General features: G+C 36.9%; 14 protein-coding genes and 2 pseudogenes. 8 read left to right on the top strand and 8 right to left on the bottom strand.

Annotated elements, in window-relative coordinates; all coding sequences use genetic code 11:
- The first annotated feature begins 65 nt into the window (after nucleotides 1-65).
- The 3 genes and pseudogenes from ACLJPE_RS12365 (at nucleotide 66) to ACLJPE_RS12355 (ending at nucleotide 2659) form a co-directional block, all read left to right on the top strand.
- Entirely contained in the window at nucleotides 66-1295 is a 1230-nt protein-coding gene (locus ACLJPE_RS12365) for an integrase domain-containing protein (RefSeq protein WP_001389498.1), read from the top strand.
- Between the two features lie 17 nt (nucleotides 1296-1312).
- Nucleotides 1313-1482, top strand: a pseudogene (locus ACLJPE_RS12360) (integrase); the annotation flags it as partial.
- Nucleotides 1483-1645: 163 nt separating this feature from the next.
- Nucleotides 1646-2659, top strand: coding sequence for a hypothetical protein (locus ACLJPE_RS12355; RefSeq protein ID WP_031601921.1), 1014 nt, complete (start codon nucleotides 1646-1648; stop codon nucleotides 2657-2659).
- A 112-nt stretch (nucleotides 2660-2771) separates the two neighbouring features.
- Here ACLJPE_RS12355 and pilV read toward each other — a convergent pair whose 3' ends face one another.
- From pilV to ACLJPE_RS12335, 4 genes are all read right to left on the bottom strand, one after another.
- Entirely contained in the window at nucleotides 2772-4235 is a 1464-nt protein-coding gene (gene pilV / locus ACLJPE_RS12350; RefSeq protein WP_031601922.1) for a shufflon system plasmid conjugative transfer pilus tip adhesin PilV, read from the bottom strand.
- A gap of 52 nt (nucleotides 4236-4287) precedes the next feature.
- Nucleotides 4288-4845: a type IV pilus major subunit protein BfpA gene (bfpA, locus tag ACLJPE_RS12345; protein ID WP_000243504.1), complete on the bottom strand. Its 558-nt coding sequence runs from the start codon at nucleotides 4843-4845 to the stop codon at nucleotides 4288-4290.
- A gap of 397 nt (nucleotides 4846-5242) precedes the next feature.
- A complete protein-coding gene (locus ACLJPE_RS12340) occupies nucleotides 5243-5548 on the bottom strand; it encodes a conjugal transfer protein TraD (protein ID WP_031601923.1) in 306 nt (101 codons plus the stop codon).
- 10 nt (nucleotides 5549-5558) lie between these two features.
- On the bottom strand, nucleotides 5559-5903 hold the full coding sequence (locus ACLJPE_RS12335) for a hypothetical protein (RefSeq protein ID WP_031601924.1): 345 nt from the start codon (nucleotides 5901-5903) through the stop codon (nucleotides 5559-5561).
- 647 nt (nucleotides 5904-6550) lie between these two features.
- Between ACLJPE_RS12335 and mobQ the strand changes: the two genes are divergently transcribed.
- Both mobQ and ACLJPE_RS12325 read left to right on the top strand, forming a co-directional pair.
- Complete coding sequence (mobQ, locus tag ACLJPE_RS12330; RefSeq protein ID WP_031601925.1) at nucleotides 6551-8017, top strand: MobQ family relaxase; 1467 nt, start codon at nucleotides 6551-6553, stop codon at nucleotides 8015-8017.
- 78 nt (nucleotides 8018-8095) lie between these two features.
- Nucleotides 8096-9238 carry a hypothetical protein gene (locus tag ACLJPE_RS12325; RefSeq protein ID WP_031601926.1) on the top strand — a complete coding sequence of 381 codons (1143 nt, stop codon included), beginning with the start codon at nucleotides 8096-8098 and terminating at the stop codon, nucleotides 9236-9238.
- 85 nt (nucleotides 9239-9323) lie between these two features.
- Here the strand turns inward: ACLJPE_RS12325 and ACLJPE_RS12320 are convergent, their stop codons facing one another.
- The 3 genes from ACLJPE_RS12320 to ACLJPE_RS12310 all read right to left on the bottom strand — a co-directional run bounded on the left by ACLJPE_RS12320 (nucleotide 9324) and on the right by ACLJPE_RS12310 (nucleotide 10723).
- Nucleotides 9324-9599 (bottom strand): hypothetical protein, encoded by a 276-nt coding sequence (locus ACLJPE_RS12320; RefSeq protein ID WP_024705430.1) that lies wholly within the window; start codon nucleotides 9597-9599, stop codon nucleotides 9324-9326.
- A 10-nt stretch (nucleotides 9600-9609) separates the two neighbouring features.
- Nucleotides 9610-10140 (bottom strand): lipoprotein, encoded by a 531-nt coding sequence (locus ACLJPE_RS12315; protein WP_031601927.1) that lies wholly within the window; start codon nucleotides 10138-10140, stop codon nucleotides 9610-9612.
- A 304-nt stretch (nucleotides 10141-10444) separates the two neighbouring features.
- The gene (locus ACLJPE_RS12310; protein WP_072035442.1) at nucleotides 10445-10723 is read right to left on the bottom strand and encodes a hypothetical protein; all 279 of its coding nucleotides are present in this window, start codon (nucleotides 10721-10723) and stop codon (nucleotides 10445-10447) included.
- A 1455-nt stretch (nucleotides 10724-12178) separates the two neighbouring features.
- Between ACLJPE_RS12310 and ACLJPE_RS12305 the strand changes: the two genes are divergently transcribed.
- Together ACLJPE_RS12305 and ACLJPE_RS12300 are read left to right on the top strand one after the other, a co-directional pair.
- On the top strand, nucleotides 12179-12913 hold the full coding sequence (locus tag ACLJPE_RS12305) for a replication/maintenance protein RepL (RefSeq protein ID WP_031601928.1): 735 nt from the start codon (nucleotides 12179-12181) through the stop codon (nucleotides 12911-12913).
- A gap of 27 nt (nucleotides 12914-12940) precedes the next feature.
- Nucleotides 12941-13741, top strand: a complete 801-nt coding sequence (locus ACLJPE_RS12300) for a hypothetical protein (protein ID WP_031601929.1) — start codon at nucleotides 12941-12943, stop codon at nucleotides 13739-13741.
- A 72-nt stretch (nucleotides 13742-13813) separates the two neighbouring features.
- On the opposite strand, the gene ACLJPE_RS12295 is transcribed toward ACLJPE_RS12300, so the two are convergent.
- The gene (locus ACLJPE_RS12295) at nucleotides 13814-14911 is read right to left on the bottom strand and encodes a hypothetical protein (RefSeq protein ID WP_031601930.1); all 1098 of its coding nucleotides are present in this window, start codon (nucleotides 14909-14911) and stop codon (nucleotides 13814-13816) included.
- Between the two features lie 170 nt (nucleotides 14912-15081).
- On the opposite strand from ACLJPE_RS12295, the pseudogene ACLJPE_RS12290 reads away from it, so the two are divergent.
- Nucleotides 15082-15561 (top strand): annotated as a pseudogene (locus tag ACLJPE_RS12290) (DUF4756 family protein).
- Nucleotides 15562-15961 lie beyond the last annotated feature (400 nt).

Below are 15961 nucleotides of genomic sequence, written 5' to 3'. Positions count from 1 at the left end.
GAACCACAACTTATGGCACCCTTTTTGGGACCCAACGGAAAGGGTCCAAAACTTGAGGGTCCCAAATGGCAAAGCTCGCAAAAAAACTTACTGATACTGAAATCAAAAATACCAAACCCGGCGATAAGGAAATCAACCTCTTTGATGGAGATGGATTACTGCTACGCATAGCGCCAGACACAAAAGGAGGGAAGAAAAACTGGTATTTCAGGTATTCAGTGCCAGTGACCAAAAAACGCACAAAAATGAGTCTTGGAACCTACCCTCACCTTACCTTGGCTAAGGCACGAACTTTGCGGGATGAGTATCTCTCCCTACTTGCCAACGGTATCGATCCTCAAGTCCATAACAACGAAAAAGCCAATGCACTAAAAGATGCGACTGAAAACACGCTACAGGCTGTTGCAAGAAAGTGGTTGGATGAAAAGATTAAGACTTCCGGTATATCCCAAGATCATGCACAAGACATCTGGCGTAGCCTTGAACGGAACATCTTTCCCACTCTGGGTGATGTCCCTATCAAAGAGATCCGCCCCAAAATGCTCAAGCAGCATCTCGACCCAATTGAACAACGGGGTGTGCTTGAAACTCTACGTCGCATCATTTCCCGCCTGAATGAAATTTTTCGCTATGCTGCCACAGAAGAACTCATTGAGTTCAACCCAGCCGACAACCTTGGTCAACGTTTCAGTAAGCCCAAAAAACAAAATATGCCAGCATTACCACCAAGCGAAATCCCCCGGTTTATGATTGCACTGGCTAACGCATCCATCCGTCTGGAAACCCGTATGCTGATTGAATGGCAACTGCTGACATGGGTTCGTCCCGGTGAGGCTGTTCGTGCTCGTTGGGCTGATATTGATACAGAGAATAAAATCTGGAACATCCCACCAGAGTTTATGAAGATGAAACGGCCTCATAAAGTGCCATTAAGCAAAGAGGCACTTCGCATTCTGGAAAACATGCAGCCTATCAGCGGTCATCGTGAATGGGTATTTCCCAGCATAAAAACACCCTTGACCCACATGCATGAGCAGACAGCTAACGCCGCATTGATTCGTATGGGGTTGGGTGGTGAACTGGTAGCTCATGGTATGCGTTCTATTGCCAGAACAGCCGCCGAAGAGAGTGGCAAATTCAGAACAGAAGTTCTTGAAGCAGCATTGGCCCATACCAAAAGCACTGAAATCATAGCAGCCTACAATCGAGCTGAATATTTAGGAGAGCGAGAAGTGCTTATGCAATGGTGGGGTGATTACGTTAAGGCGCAGAAATATAGGGCTATGGCAGCTTGATAATGGAGATAGATCACTTCCGTGATTGGGCTGGCAAAACCACATAATATCAACGTGAAGTGATTAAACATGTGTTGCTCACCAGTTGGCAGATAAGGCAGAGGCTACGTATCAACGTGGGACGTTATGGCCTAAGCGGGTGGCGTTGATGGATGAATGGTCGGGGTATTGTGCGAATAATAGCTAATATGCTTAGGAAATGTATTACCAACAACTGACATTAGTATATCATATGATTTCTGACATCATTGATGCGCAATCCCGCTAACTTCAAGATTAACAACGAGATGTTAGCTCCACTTTGAAATATGACTTCTTGAATATATTTGCAGGCAAAGGAAAAACCCGACATGGAAAATACTGACAAAAAATATTTACATGAAATATATAGAAGCATCAAGAAAAATTCACTCAGTTTATTTAAAAACATCGATAAAGCAATTGTATTCATAATATTCGTATGTACTTTTACTGGATCATGGTTTATATATAGCTTTGTTCGTACTCATGGTGTGAAATTCATAGATTTAATACAAACAAACTTATTAATAAGTTTTGGTGCACTTTCATTCATTACAATATTTGTCATTATTTTAATCTTTATGATTTCTTTTTTCATCTCACCAATTATAGTCAGAAATTTATATTTTAATTTCATCTTAAAAGAAAAAATCAAAAAGAACAAGAACCGAAAAATTCTTTACTTCACTTATTATGCTTCATGCGGAGTTATAGCATTTGTGTTTTTTTATAACTTTACATGCGGGTTATTACTACTGTTTATTTTAGTGGCGTGCTATCATTTCATCATTATACAAAACCCATTCTGTTATAAAAAATTATTTAAAACAATAAAACTATTTATAAGCACAGCATTACTGATAATAATTCCTTGTTTAATTTTATTATTCCTCTCTATCACATTAAATTTCAATATCGAAGGTTCATTAACTTTTAATTCTATACTACAGGCCGCATTTATATTATTTACCATTATCATCCTTGCTGGTACTGGATTCGCAGATAGACATCAAAGAATTCGTGATACAAAAAATAGGATTCAATACTATTTGATTTTTTCAGTGGCAATTTGTTTATATATGTTCACAGCTTTTTCTGCGGGCATATCAGAAAAAATTGTTGATTTGATAGGGTTAGGATATCAATATAGATGTTATTATGATACGGATCTTAATCAATATCTTATTCCTGATGAATTCATTCAAGATAAATTCAATAATAAAACGAAGCTATTTGTAGTCGCAGACATAGATGGCAAAATGTATATCGCCCCCAAAAACAAACGCACTACATCATTCTATTTCACTGCGAAGGAATTAGCTCAAGTGAGCTGTAATAAATAGTATCACAGCCATATGCTATGGAATATTTAAATGGCAGAAGGGTCTCCCGGCCCTTTTACATCTTACATCCACCTCAAATACCACAATGATATCTATTGCTTAATGCTAGCTTTTATCTACAAGCATATAACCTTCTAAAATTACTATAACAATGTGTATTCTTACTACCACTACAACGCTCCTCATTATACTCTGCAATAAGGGTTCCAGATATATAGCCAAACTGAGGACTATACGTTGACCCCGGACAGGCACATGTCCCAGTGTCACTATTCGGTATTACACACTTATATCCAGATACTTGATCGGTTATTGTTATAAAAATACCTTTCAGGCCATCACCACTTGCTGTCTGCCATTTACCGTTAACACACGATAACACTCGACCTGTACTGTCTCGCCCAACCAAACCATTAGGCGTACATTTTGCGTTCAACGTTGCCTGTCCATTCAAATGAAGATATTCACCTGCTTTGATTCTTCCAACTGATTCAATTGTACCATTGGATTTTATCGTTCCGGCAGTTAGATTACCTGACGCATAAATATTACCCGCGTTGTTCATGTAAGCTTTAACTGTTTTTCCTGTTCCAACACCAACAGTTCCAGACGCATACAAATCATAGGTGCGAACACCGCCAGCCCAGCCAGCAGGCAGATCGTTTGGATTAAGTCCGTTCGTCGCGATACGGCTACCAAATCTCGCCAGACCTGTTGTTGAAAGCGTATTCAGATAAGTATCAGATTTTACCTTCAGGTTGTTGTTGATATTTACAGGACCATTAAGGGTCGAGGCTCCACCCACAGTCAGATCTGATGCAACAGACGCATTACCCGTTGTCTTAAGTGCTCCGGTAGTTGTTGTCCCTGATGCCGTCATATCTTTGATGTTTTTGATGCTCTTACCACCAAGATTCAGATCACCCGTCATCGGCAACGTTCCGTCACGACGCAGATAAACAGAATACATTGAAGAGTTATACCCCACACGATAAGCCAGTAATCCACCACCCGTGATATTGCTGTAGCTGTTAGAGTTCTCACTCCACTGACCACCATAGCCGGAAGCTATCTTGGTGTTTCTGCTCATCCCGCCATCAACACCAGCCGCCTGAACCGCTTTACCTAACAGGTCATAACGAATACGACCACCTTCTTCCCACGGGCTGGCGGTTGTTATAAGGCCATTAATGACGTAATCCGACGCTGTTCCTGAACGTTTTAACACAATTTTGTAAGATGCTTTTTGCGCGTTAGTTCCTGTATAACCTACAGGCAACAGACCTTCATTAATTAACGTCTGATAAGTGATTTCGCAACCAGCAGCCGAACAGGTTCTTGGCCCCGGATCGCTGCTTTGGTTGTTGGATGATGACAGTGTGGAAATTTTGTCATAGCGAATACTGATATAGCGGTTAACTGCTTCTCCAAGCTGTTTAATCTGTGTTCCGACATTATCAGCCAATACCGCTTCCTGATTGTTTCTCATATCCTGAAATTTCATAAAAGCGATAAGCGTTCCAATACCTAAAACAATAGTCACTTCCAGTAAGGTAAATCCTTTTTTCTTTATCATAATTATCTCCCTGTTTTAGCAATAAGAAAGAAAAGGGTCTGCGCCCTCTTCATTAAATAGACGTGAAAACTAATGTATTACTTGTGGCGTTATTACAGGCCGCTGCCGTAGCAGCCACATCGAGTGTTCCATCCGAAGCCTTCACAACTTTTGAACCGACTTTAGCGGTATAAAAGTTGCCTGCCGCCGCAGTGGTTATTTTCACACATTCCGCTGCTGGCACATTATCGTATGTAATAGTGAAAGAAGAGCCAGCCGCTGATGATGGGCCAGTTGCTGCCGCAGCCAGCGTCACATTACCTTTAAAGGCATTGATGGGTTTAGCCGCATTGCCTGTTCCACTTAACATATTGTCAGGGAAGATTTTTGCCTGAACAGCCACAGTATTTGTCAGGCCAGTAAAACTTGAAGCCGACGTGTATAACGCTTTAACACCTGCCTGTATGGTGGCAATGTTATTGGATTCTGCCTGTGCTCTTTGTGAAGCCTGAACCTTGGGATACACGATAAAAGCCGCTACCACTAATGCAGCAATGATGCCTAAAACAAGTAATAGTTCGAGTAGTGAGAAACCTTTCTTGCTCTTTCTTTTGTTATTTAATAAAACCATTATTATCTCCTTTTTTGTTTTAATGATACCTCCTGTTATAACGCTTCTCTCATATCTGGCAATAGAAATAGCAAGATATATTTAACTCTGTCTGACAGACGGATGAATTAAAAAAGGCAAAGATTTCTCTTTGCCTTCCGGGAGATTTAAAAACAACATTTGTTATCACTACCACTGTCATTATTACTTCTTCATGGGATATTTATCATATCTGATAAAAAAGTAATAATGACGTTCACTACATAAAGATAAAAATTAACAGATTACTGGTCGAACAGAACGCTTGATTGAAAAGGAAAAAATATTAATAAAGGATTATCCTGCATTCTGTTCTTTTATATAGATAACAGATAATAATTAGATATCAATACCTGAATCACAATAAATTTAAATATTTTTATTTTTGTCTTCCATCCATTTGCGCGAGAAACTTCCTGCCTGCTTTTATATACGTTATTTTTTCAATATCATTCAGGTCAGATGCTGAAAGCAAAATCCCCATAACAAGTTCTTTATCCACCTGTTCGATACTACAATTAATAGCCTTAGCCACTTCTGCACCAAGTATAATCTTTAGCCTTGTTTCAACTTTCTTTCGTTCTGATTTTTCCAGAGACTTAAGGCGGTTTAGTTCAAGCTGAGCAAAAGCGACCTTTTGCCTTAATGTTTTTTCTGTTCTTGTTTTTTTACTTTCATCACTCATATACTTCACCTTAAAAATACGTACACACTTTTTCATTACCGCTCATGACAATGATATCATTGAATATCAAAATTGATTCCGCCAGTTTCCCTGCCTCATATGAATCGAGACGTTCAAAAAAATCCATCACTTCGATTTCATCATAATGTATTATTTCTGCCTCAACCTGTATCTGCCATTCAGCTACTGCGAACAAAGCAGCTTCGAAGAACAACTGAAACCGTTCCATATCTTTACCACAATATTTTACTACACCGCTTTTATGCTTTGTCATAAAGATATCTGTTATTCTTTTATTGTTGGCCTGAAGAATACAGGTATCGGCATTAAGCACATATATCATGTGTTCATTCATTTTTATCTCCTTGAATTATCAAATGTGATATTTAATTATCATCAAAGAGAAATGACGTCAAATTTAGCCTGTTTTGTTTAGGTATATGATTACGGTTTACTCTAAAATAAAAATGTGCAACACATGTGATAGTAATTACTAACTTAAAATACCCCGCACTCTCCGCGTTACTTATTTTTGCGCATTCGTGCTTTTATTTTCACCTGTCAATTTTTAACTCTATTTCTCCACCTCAACCTGTGAATTGTGCAACACATAACACTCCCTGTTTTATTAGCTTTTTTCTTCAATTAACGCTATCCCGCCTTACGGCGGGAATAATTAATACTTCTTTTGCCCTTACGGGCCTTTTCTTTACTCTTTTTGTCCTGCGGACGTGAAACCTACACCTTTAATCCAGTTTGCGCCGCTTAACCCGGCGTATTATTTTACAACCATACATATATTTCGTATTAATTAATAAGAGGGGCATTTTACATTGGCTTATTTTATTAAAGACAATGCCCACCTATACACTGCTACGCAGTGTGTGGGGTCTACCGACGGTTGCTGCCGCAGGCTAAAAGCAAAACCAAGGTCAACGTCAACCCCGACGTTTTTCTTACGAAAAACTAACAGCATTACTTTTATTTGAGGTTATATTTTTCATGGCGATTTTTCATCTGGATTTTAAAATTGTGAAACGAAGCGAAGGTATGACTTCCGTTGCGAAAGCTGCCTACCATGCCCGTACACGTATTACAGATGATCGCATTGGCGAAACATTTGATTTCAGCCACAGAACAGATCTTCATGGTCATATTATATTATCTCCGGTTGCCACACCTGCTCATATTATTGAAAACTCCTCAGCACTCTGGAATGAAGTTGAAAGAGTGGAACGCCAGAACAACGGTCAAACAGCCCGTTATTTTGATGTCGCTATCCCCGTAGAACTCAACCATGATGACAAGAAAAAATTGGTTGCCGAATACTGCCAGAAGAACTTTGTTGATAAAGGAATGATTGCTGATATCGCATTCCACGATTTAGACAGTAAGAATCCACATGCTCACGTCATGTTAACTCTGAAAACTATTGGTCCCGAAGGCTTCGGTAAAAAAGAAAGAAGCTGGAATGATAAGAAGATAATGATCCAATGGCGTGAGTCATGGGCCACAATGTCAAACAGCTACCTTGAAGCCGCAGGCAGTGAAGAACGTATCGATCACCGTTCTCTCAGGACGCAATGTGCTGATGCCCTTGCCCAAGCAGAAGAAGCATTCAGCGCTGAAGAGAAAGCATTCTGGCTTGCCAAAGCAACGGAAACAAACCGCCCGGCAATGCAACGTGTTCATCGTGCTAAATGGAATGACAAAGAGTCTCAGGAACAGCGAGCTACTGAACAAGCTCAACGCGATCATCAAATTGAGGAAGCAAAAAAGGTCTACACCACATTCAGTGAGCTACCACTGGAAATCGTTGTTGATGTCAGAAGCTTTACGATTACACATCTTGCTGACCCCGAAGAGATTGTTCTTCCAGACTACCCGGCAACAGTAGAACAGCAGTCGATTGTGGCAACAGCAACTACAAGCAGAAGACCACCTGTAAAATCATACCGTGATCCCAATAAGGTCAGTAAAGTAAATGTTTCAGGGAAGAAATCCCCTGTTCTGGTTGCGCCTGAACCAACTGCATCCACTAAATTGAAAACCCCATATCTTCAAAACACCAGAGCGATGAACCGTGCTCCTGTGAGAAGTAGGAAACAGACCAAGCCCCGCCAGAATGGTTTGTTTAAACGTTTCACACTACTGATAGTAGGTTATATAAGAGAGAAATTTATATGGGCCAGAAGGAAACCCGATACCACTGATGCTGACCATGATAAGCGTATCGCAGAGAACTATGTCTATGATGAACTGCTGGGTGTCAATGTTCCACGCTCGGAGTTTGAAAAACGTACCAAATTTAACAATGGTGACTATAAATTAACATCTGATGAGATCAAGCGTTTCCCAAGCCGTCCTAATCAGGAACAGCCGGAAGTAAATAGAAGCTTAGATCTCACACCTTCAATGCCACCAGAACACATGAGGCAAGGAAGCGCGCCAAAACTGAGTCCACCGTAATACATGACTCCTATAATGCTGTAGAATAATAGTTAATGCTGTTCATTTCTTATCATGATAAAAAAGAGATAAAATTATATGGAAATCAATGAGTGGTTTGACAAAATAAACAATCTTCCATTAGAGAAAAGCAAATGGTGTTCCTTGGGGACTTTTTATCGAGCATTCATTGAACGGTCGAACTTACTCACTGATGAGTTATTCCCCCACATAAGTATCTCATTAGAAAAGTCATCCTTTCAGTTATATATCATTTCTATCTTTAACAAAAGATACAATACCAATATAAATTACAATGTATTAACTGAAATAATAAAACACAACCATAGAGATATGAAAGATATTATGAACAATTCATATAAAAACGTTCATGGCTCGGAGGATAACACATACATCACTTCTAATTACAAATATTATTACATCGGTGCTTTATTGTTTGAAAATTATATGGACATGAAAAACAAGTCAGCCATTATCGACATGAAACAGGCCAAAATAATTGAAAAGAAATATAATGAAATTAAAATCAATATTAATAATGTTGATTCTCAATTTAAAAGATACAAGTTATTAAGCTTAAACGAAAACATTTTAATATGTAATGATAAAGATAGTCAAACAATAGTAGACAAACGAATAGGTGCCCATTTTTGGATACCTGTCCCACGAAAATTATTAACTACACTTCAGGCTTTAATAGACTTAGAGCTTATCACTAACATTTCATTTAGAATAGATAACATAACCGACTACATTCCATTTTTTGAAGACATGGAGGTTGGTTCACCTCTAAAGTTGAATGTGGCAGATCTCCCCTCACTTTCAAAATTTTATTCTATTGATAACTACGCGAATAGCTTTTGGGTTCATCATGATTCAAGAGAGAGAAGTATCACTTTTGAAGAATTAAGAGATGACTTTCAGATGGTAAATGATGATGTCATTACACAGGTTATTCACCTTGAGTATTTCAACCTTAATAATGTATTTTATATACAACATTTAGACCATGAACTCATATCCTATACGTTAGAACAATATGAGGAAAAATTATTAGATTCCAAAATCAAAGGCTATAAAAAAACAAAGTCATTTAAAATTGATAATGCCAAAATCCCTTTTATGTTTAAGAACAATAACGAGTTTTTATTATTTCAGGTTCTAGACTCATATTTTAAAAACTCCGACTTAATTTCAGAATATTTCAACAACATTCAATAAGGATGTGAGTTTTATTTCAGGGAATAAGATAATAAACCACCACCACAATGCGGGTTGGTAGTGGTTTATTATTTATAGCTGCTAGCTACATTCTTCGCCTAAACACAACATTATCAGAGAATATCGCCTTACCAGCTATAAACCCAACAACAGCGATTACTGGCAAGCTGATAGTAGCCCCCGCCATGCCTGTTGACATACCGATCAACGCCGATAAACCAAAAGTCAACAGCAAAACAACAGCAGCATACCAACCGGGATAAGTGCCATATAACACCGTCGCTAAACAGCCTGTACAGACGTGAACCCCACGCTGACTCTCTTTGAAGCAAAACGGGCATTTGATGGTATTGTTTTCCATGATGGCGTCCTTAATTGGCTTTCCAACCATTACTGGTTTTAACGAGATTCATTGCACCATCAGCAGGTTCATTCATTCCTTTGACGCTGGTGAACGCTTTTTTGTCAATCCAACTCGGAACATCAACCAGCTTCCACGTATAAGACACGCGAACGACTTTCTGATTACCGTTGCCCGGCTCAGTCCATTCCTTAATCTCGTCAACAGCACGACGACCAACACAGGCACCGTCTGTTGTGCTCCAGACTTTGGCTTTTTTGCCTTCCTCTGTTATCCCTAATACATTCGAGTCATAGCCCTGTTCAAAAACCATCAGGCCCTGCTCAATAAAACCGTCGAGGATCACTGAATTCGTCCCTGTGCCAGTCGAATCAAGTAGTGGCTTGGCAAGACGGATGGGGAAGCTGGTGTTATTGTTATCCAGCGAGAAGCAGTATTTGTCCTGCCCAATCTTGGTATTAATCGCTTTCTCAAAATCACCTTTCTCACCACATCCCGCCAGTGCCAGAGCTGCGCCAGCAACGAGTAAAATCTTCTTCATCTGCTTATCCATCCTGATAATCAAAGTGCCTAAATTTTTGACCTAATCCGGTCAGGGCTAGAGTTGTTGCGGGATCCGGCTGATATCACATGGCAAAACCACCGCTTAACCAATTGATAGGATTCAATTCTTTTAGCGTCTCGTCATATCGTTTAAAACGATCAAAAACAACCACATGATAGTTTTTAACTATCATAAATTGATATTCGATCGATTGCAACAATTAATAACCGATCGATATCGCGATTTTAATCGCTATAAACTATCAATAACTCATTATCGATCTTTTATATCGATCGTTATTTCAAGTTCTGATAGCCTTGCAACGCCGAGACCGACGCCATGAGTTCTGCGTGAGTTCAGAAACCAATCGAATATAAATATTCTTTAACCTGTGTTTATCGCAACGACTTGCAGACTCTGATAACAGATAATGACTATAATTATTGACACAAATGTTGTTGCCGTTTTCAAGAGTTAATTTCAATCCAAGTGCTGTATCTTCTACTTTGTTTATAATACAGATCATAAATGGTGTTTTTTCATGGGGATGGAAGAGTGTGATCATTTTGATATTGTTCATTATAATTTCTTTTTATTATTTTATTACTGTTTAATACTCTATCGTAAGCGTAAAAATCAAATATATTTGTGTTTTCTTCATACTATTACTTATTATTTTTAAACTTCTTTTGAAAAGATCTTTATCTCTGTGCTTACGCACGGCTACGCCCTAACACTGACATTTTGTATTTGAACAAAGCCAGATCTATTTTTCTTTATAAATTTAATTCGGCTCCTATGGTTAAACATAGCATTTTCCCTCTGACATATAGCATTTGCTCTTAAATGTATAGGAAAACTATATTTTTAGTAGCAGCACTTCGTGATTGTTGCCAACAATCACTTTGCTGAACAGGGCTTGCCCCTGTTAATGATGGATTTATCCAAAAAAAGATCGCGTCGTAGATACATATAAAGTAAAAGGAAAATTAATTAAACGCTCACAATAAAAAGCAGCATTTCGTGATTGTTGCCGACAATCACTTTGCTGGACAGGGCTTGACCCTGTTAATGATAGTTTTTTCAATTAATAATTTTTTCCATATAAATTACTGCCTGTAATCAGTTATAAGAGCTTTAAGGCGAAGATGGTTATATGTGTTATCTTCCTGCTTCCAACGTCTTAGAAAGCTTCCTATGCGATTTATTAACAGTTTACAGAACACTTTTACTGATATTTATTTTTACCTGATACATTCAATTATTATCTTTTGAAAACACATCCCTTGTGCTGGCGCACGGCTACGCCCCTGATACTGTTGTAAAACTATTTTCCTTGTTCATCTATAATGCATTAATGTTTTATCAGTGAAAAACAAATAGATCAGTATAAAGATCATTCCCTCCACCGAGTTAGAATTCAGCTCCTATGCGAACATAACATTCTCTCTCTGACATATAGCATTTGCTCTTAAACACATAGGAAAACTATATCCTTAGTAGCAGCACTTCGTGATTGTTGCCAACAATCACTTTGCTGGACAGGGCTTGCCCCTATTAATGATGGATTTATCCAAAAAAAGATCGCGTCGTAGACGCTAATAAAACAAAAGAAATCTTAATTAAGCTCTCACAATAAAAGCAGCGGTTCGTGATTGTTCGAAACAATCACTTCGCTGATAGCAATTATTAAGGAATACAATGCCCCCTGAAAAACCACTAAAACATAACACAAAAGTAAAACTTGACTCTCTTAACTTCTTACTAATTATTTAATTATAAGCATAGTCCCGGACCAGTAAAATCGCGGCTTCACAACTTTTTTTCCTATGTTTAAACATAGCAAACTCCTATGTTCAAACATAGATCCGTCCTATGTTTAAACATAGCAAGATCTATGTTTAAACATAGCTTTTTTAACATATAATATTGTCATAATAATATACTTCCTATTTTATTTATAGTTCTACTATTGACTTTCACTTTTTTGCATAGTATTAAAATACATATAACAAAAATAATAAGAGAGAATAATATGAATACAAACGACGCTGACCTATTACACTTATTTGAATCATTAACTACAGAACAAAAGATTGATATCGCAAGACGCTTACTACAAAACAAAGAAATAAAATCAACGACAGTTATTTCTTCTGAGGAAGATAAAGCTATTTCGTTTTCACAACCTTATGTGTTTGCTTTTACTTCCAACTTTCGAGTTTTCTCTGATCTTGACATATCCAAGAATGAATTCCGTGTATTAACCTATATCTTGGAGTATATGGAGTTTGGAAATCTGATCAATCTTTCGCAATCATCGCTGTGCAAAGCATTGAACATCGCTTCCGGTAATATGTCTAACATTTTTAAAAAACTCAGACAGAAAGGAATACTCGTCGAGCATCATGGTCATCTCTATATCAACTCTAACATTTTCGCAAAAGGGATGAGTCATCAACTGGATCAGAAACGTAAAGAACAGTTGAGCAATGCTCGCAATCTTTGCGCAGAGATAGAGCAGTATCCAGAAAACTATACGAAACATTCACAGGAAGAAAGAAGAAAACTTACATTAGAAACAGAGGTTAAAGAAATCTATACTGACGCATTTGTTTTCAGTAAGAAGAAAAAGAATAACGCTGTTCCTAATCCCAATAACAGCATACATGTTGATAAACCACGAAAAGTATATAAAAGAACAAAGGAAAATGAGGAAGCAAGAAGAAACTCTGTTGACGCAGACTCTCATATGCAGAAAGTATCCTGATAAAATAATAACAACAAGGAAATAACAATGAAAAAACTACCCGGTTCGCTTGAGATTAAGCTCCACGAAAAACTATCCAAGAGTGATATACTAAATATATTGGCTGAGCAGATGACCATGCTTGAGGAAACATTTGGCATTCAGGAGTTTAAGATTTTCTCTTATCTTGAATGCTACATTGGAGATAAGAAACAAGCATTATATTACAGAAGTCGCAACAGTGCCGTAGCCACATTTAAATTAAAGGGTCTTGAATCCCCTGTAAACACGGCTAAGCTCATATCAAAAGAAAACGGACAACGCATTGTTTCCTTTGATAAAGAACTGGATATAAACAGAATATCTGCTACAGTCCGAAACATACAAAACAATAATCCTTATCGTGGGTGGTCTGAAGGTATCAGTGTTGTTCCTGCCACAATCATTAGTAAAATAATCCAAGAGGATATAATACGAGCGCAGGAAGAACAAGGCAGACTTAATCGTATTGAAGAACAGCGCAAGAAAGAAGAACAAATACGCAAAGCGAAAGAAAGAGAGGAGTATGAACGACCTTTAAAGGCTTTTATTTCTTCAAAAATAAAAGAAAGTGGTTTATCTGAGAAGGATTTCAAAAAGCAGGTTTGTTCAAGCTGCGACTATCTGAAAGATCGCGCAACAAAATCAAGATACTTTACTGAACGACCGGACTTATTAGAAAAATATTATAATGAAAGATTAATTCGTTTCTCGATAAAAGGCACTGATGGTAAAGTATTTAAAATAGAAATTTATACAGACACAGGTGAGCTTATTTTTGAAAGATATAAAATTCTTCACATTATTTAGTACCGGAACTATAAAGGGGACGCTGATATCCCATTTTATTTCATTGTATTTCAATTTACAATATAGAATATTTTAATCCCATAAGTTTTCGATACCAACAAGTCCGTAAGACTTAGCTTCACTAAAACCACTATTTAACGACAAGCCACAACATTCACACACTAAACGATATGTGTAGTCATAGGCATTAATTAAATTTCCTTCATCATCAAGTTCTAGCTCACTATCTTTGTAAGCTATTAATGTATCCACTCCGCATACAGGGCAATTTTTTACTGATGAATTTTCATGTTGAGTAATAGCCTCAACAATTTTTCTTGCTCTTAACTTTTCTTTATTATCAAGTATTTTTGCGAATGTCATTATACGTGAAGAGTGAGTTGCTTCAGTCAACGGGTTATTATAGGCCGCTCTTCCCAGCTCCTTTAGTAATGCAATCTTTCGTGTATTAACAGGTTCTGTTGATTTATACTCTTTAATAAGCTCATCAATTATAGAAATTTTACAATTTAATTTTTTATATTTCCAAAGGTGGTCATTACCACTAAACTGATTTAAATTTACAAACTCAACGACCAGTGGCAGAATAAAATTACAAACAAACTCATCTAATGCTTTGTATCGTAATATATATAAACCTCGATGCCAAATCCTATTTCTCAAAACATTTAACTCTGTTAATACTTTCATATTACTATGAATAAAATTTAATTTCTTATAATCATTGATTCTCTTTTTTTTAATTAAATCTGTTAGCCTTGTTATTGTTTCACTGAATTCAATTGAACGTAGCGACGATTCTTCTTCTACTGATAATGATTCACCTTTCAACAATTTATGTAAGGCAACAACCTTTTTGGATGCTTCATTGACAAGTAAAGGATGTTCATCTTTTAAAATCTTTTTACATGCAAGCTCAAAGAAATGCTGAAAGTGAACAATAGTTTCAATACATGATTTATAATAAGAGTTATGATAACTGATGTCTTCCTCTGATACATCATTATCTGTTTTCACTAAAACACCAATATAGCTATGGCAATCCTGATAGGTAGTAAAATAAGACATTAATGCAATCTTCAATGAGGTAAATGCTATATCAAGCTCATCATTATTATTAGACTCTTGCAATATAAATCCATCTTTAATAACATCGTTTAATCTTTTCATTTTATTCTCGTCTTTATAACAATTTCATTGCGATTATTATCATTTATATAGAAAACAAAAAACCAATTTATAAAAATAGTCATTTTATCATATTTTTAAATTTAATTAAACTTGATTAAAATGAGATATAATTTAAAATAAATTATTGCAAACACTAATGAGGATTTTATATGAGAAAAGTTAAAACAGACAACAGTGATTTAATCGAATATTTAGATACAGTAAAAGAGCTAAAAAATCATATTTCGATAGAAGAATACAGAAATGAATATCGCAAACTGCGTTCCGATGATATTCCATTGATTAAGGCTCAGAAATTTAAATCTGCACATACCGAACTACGCAGACTTGAAAATAAGAGAGAATCTCTTATTGAATACTTTATTGACGAGTTAAATCCCATCAGCAGTTCAAAAGCTAACACATCAGCGAGATCAACTGGTAATCTCGATTTATTTAACGAACGCGTGTTATACCGTAAGGCGATTTCAGAAAAGAGTGATGAAGAAATAGTAGCCTTGGTGATAAAACAACGCACAGAAGCCGCTGTTGAGTTCCAGCGTTCAATTTAAAATAGTCTTGAGCAACTATCTCGTATCTCGTCAGAGTTCGAACCATCAAGCCAGAAGCGCAGGAAAATGTCTATTTAAAACGACTCTATGCTATTCGTGTGAAATAGGATTCTTTAGATTGCTTAAACGATAATGTTTACTATATTATTTACTGACTGTTTTTTTTGATTTTTCCAACAGCACCGTAAGCATTATTTTTATTAATCGCCCATTTTAAAACACCGAATGGCATACTATGAGTAATGTTCTTAAGGCACTAAACAATAATTGCACACTTCGCTCACTTGCTCATGAAATAGCTCTTGAGACTGTGGTATATATGGTTTAAAAGTTCGCTACTCTAGTCGAAGTTCGCCGTTAGGAATAAAAACGAAGCCTGTAAATTTCAAAATGAATGTCAAACTAAGTTTCAATTTTTCTGCCTAATCAATGTTAGAAAATGGTATTATTCATTTTCACTAAAAAATCTTTACTCATA

The organism is Salmonella sp. SAL04196 (genome assembly GCF_046550835.1).
GTDB lineage: Bacteria > Pseudomonadota > Gammaproteobacteria > Enterobacterales > Enterobacteriaceae > Salmonella > Salmonella enterica.
Note: the sequence above shows the minus strand (reverse complement) of the source record. Positions and strands in the feature narration are given on the sequence as shown.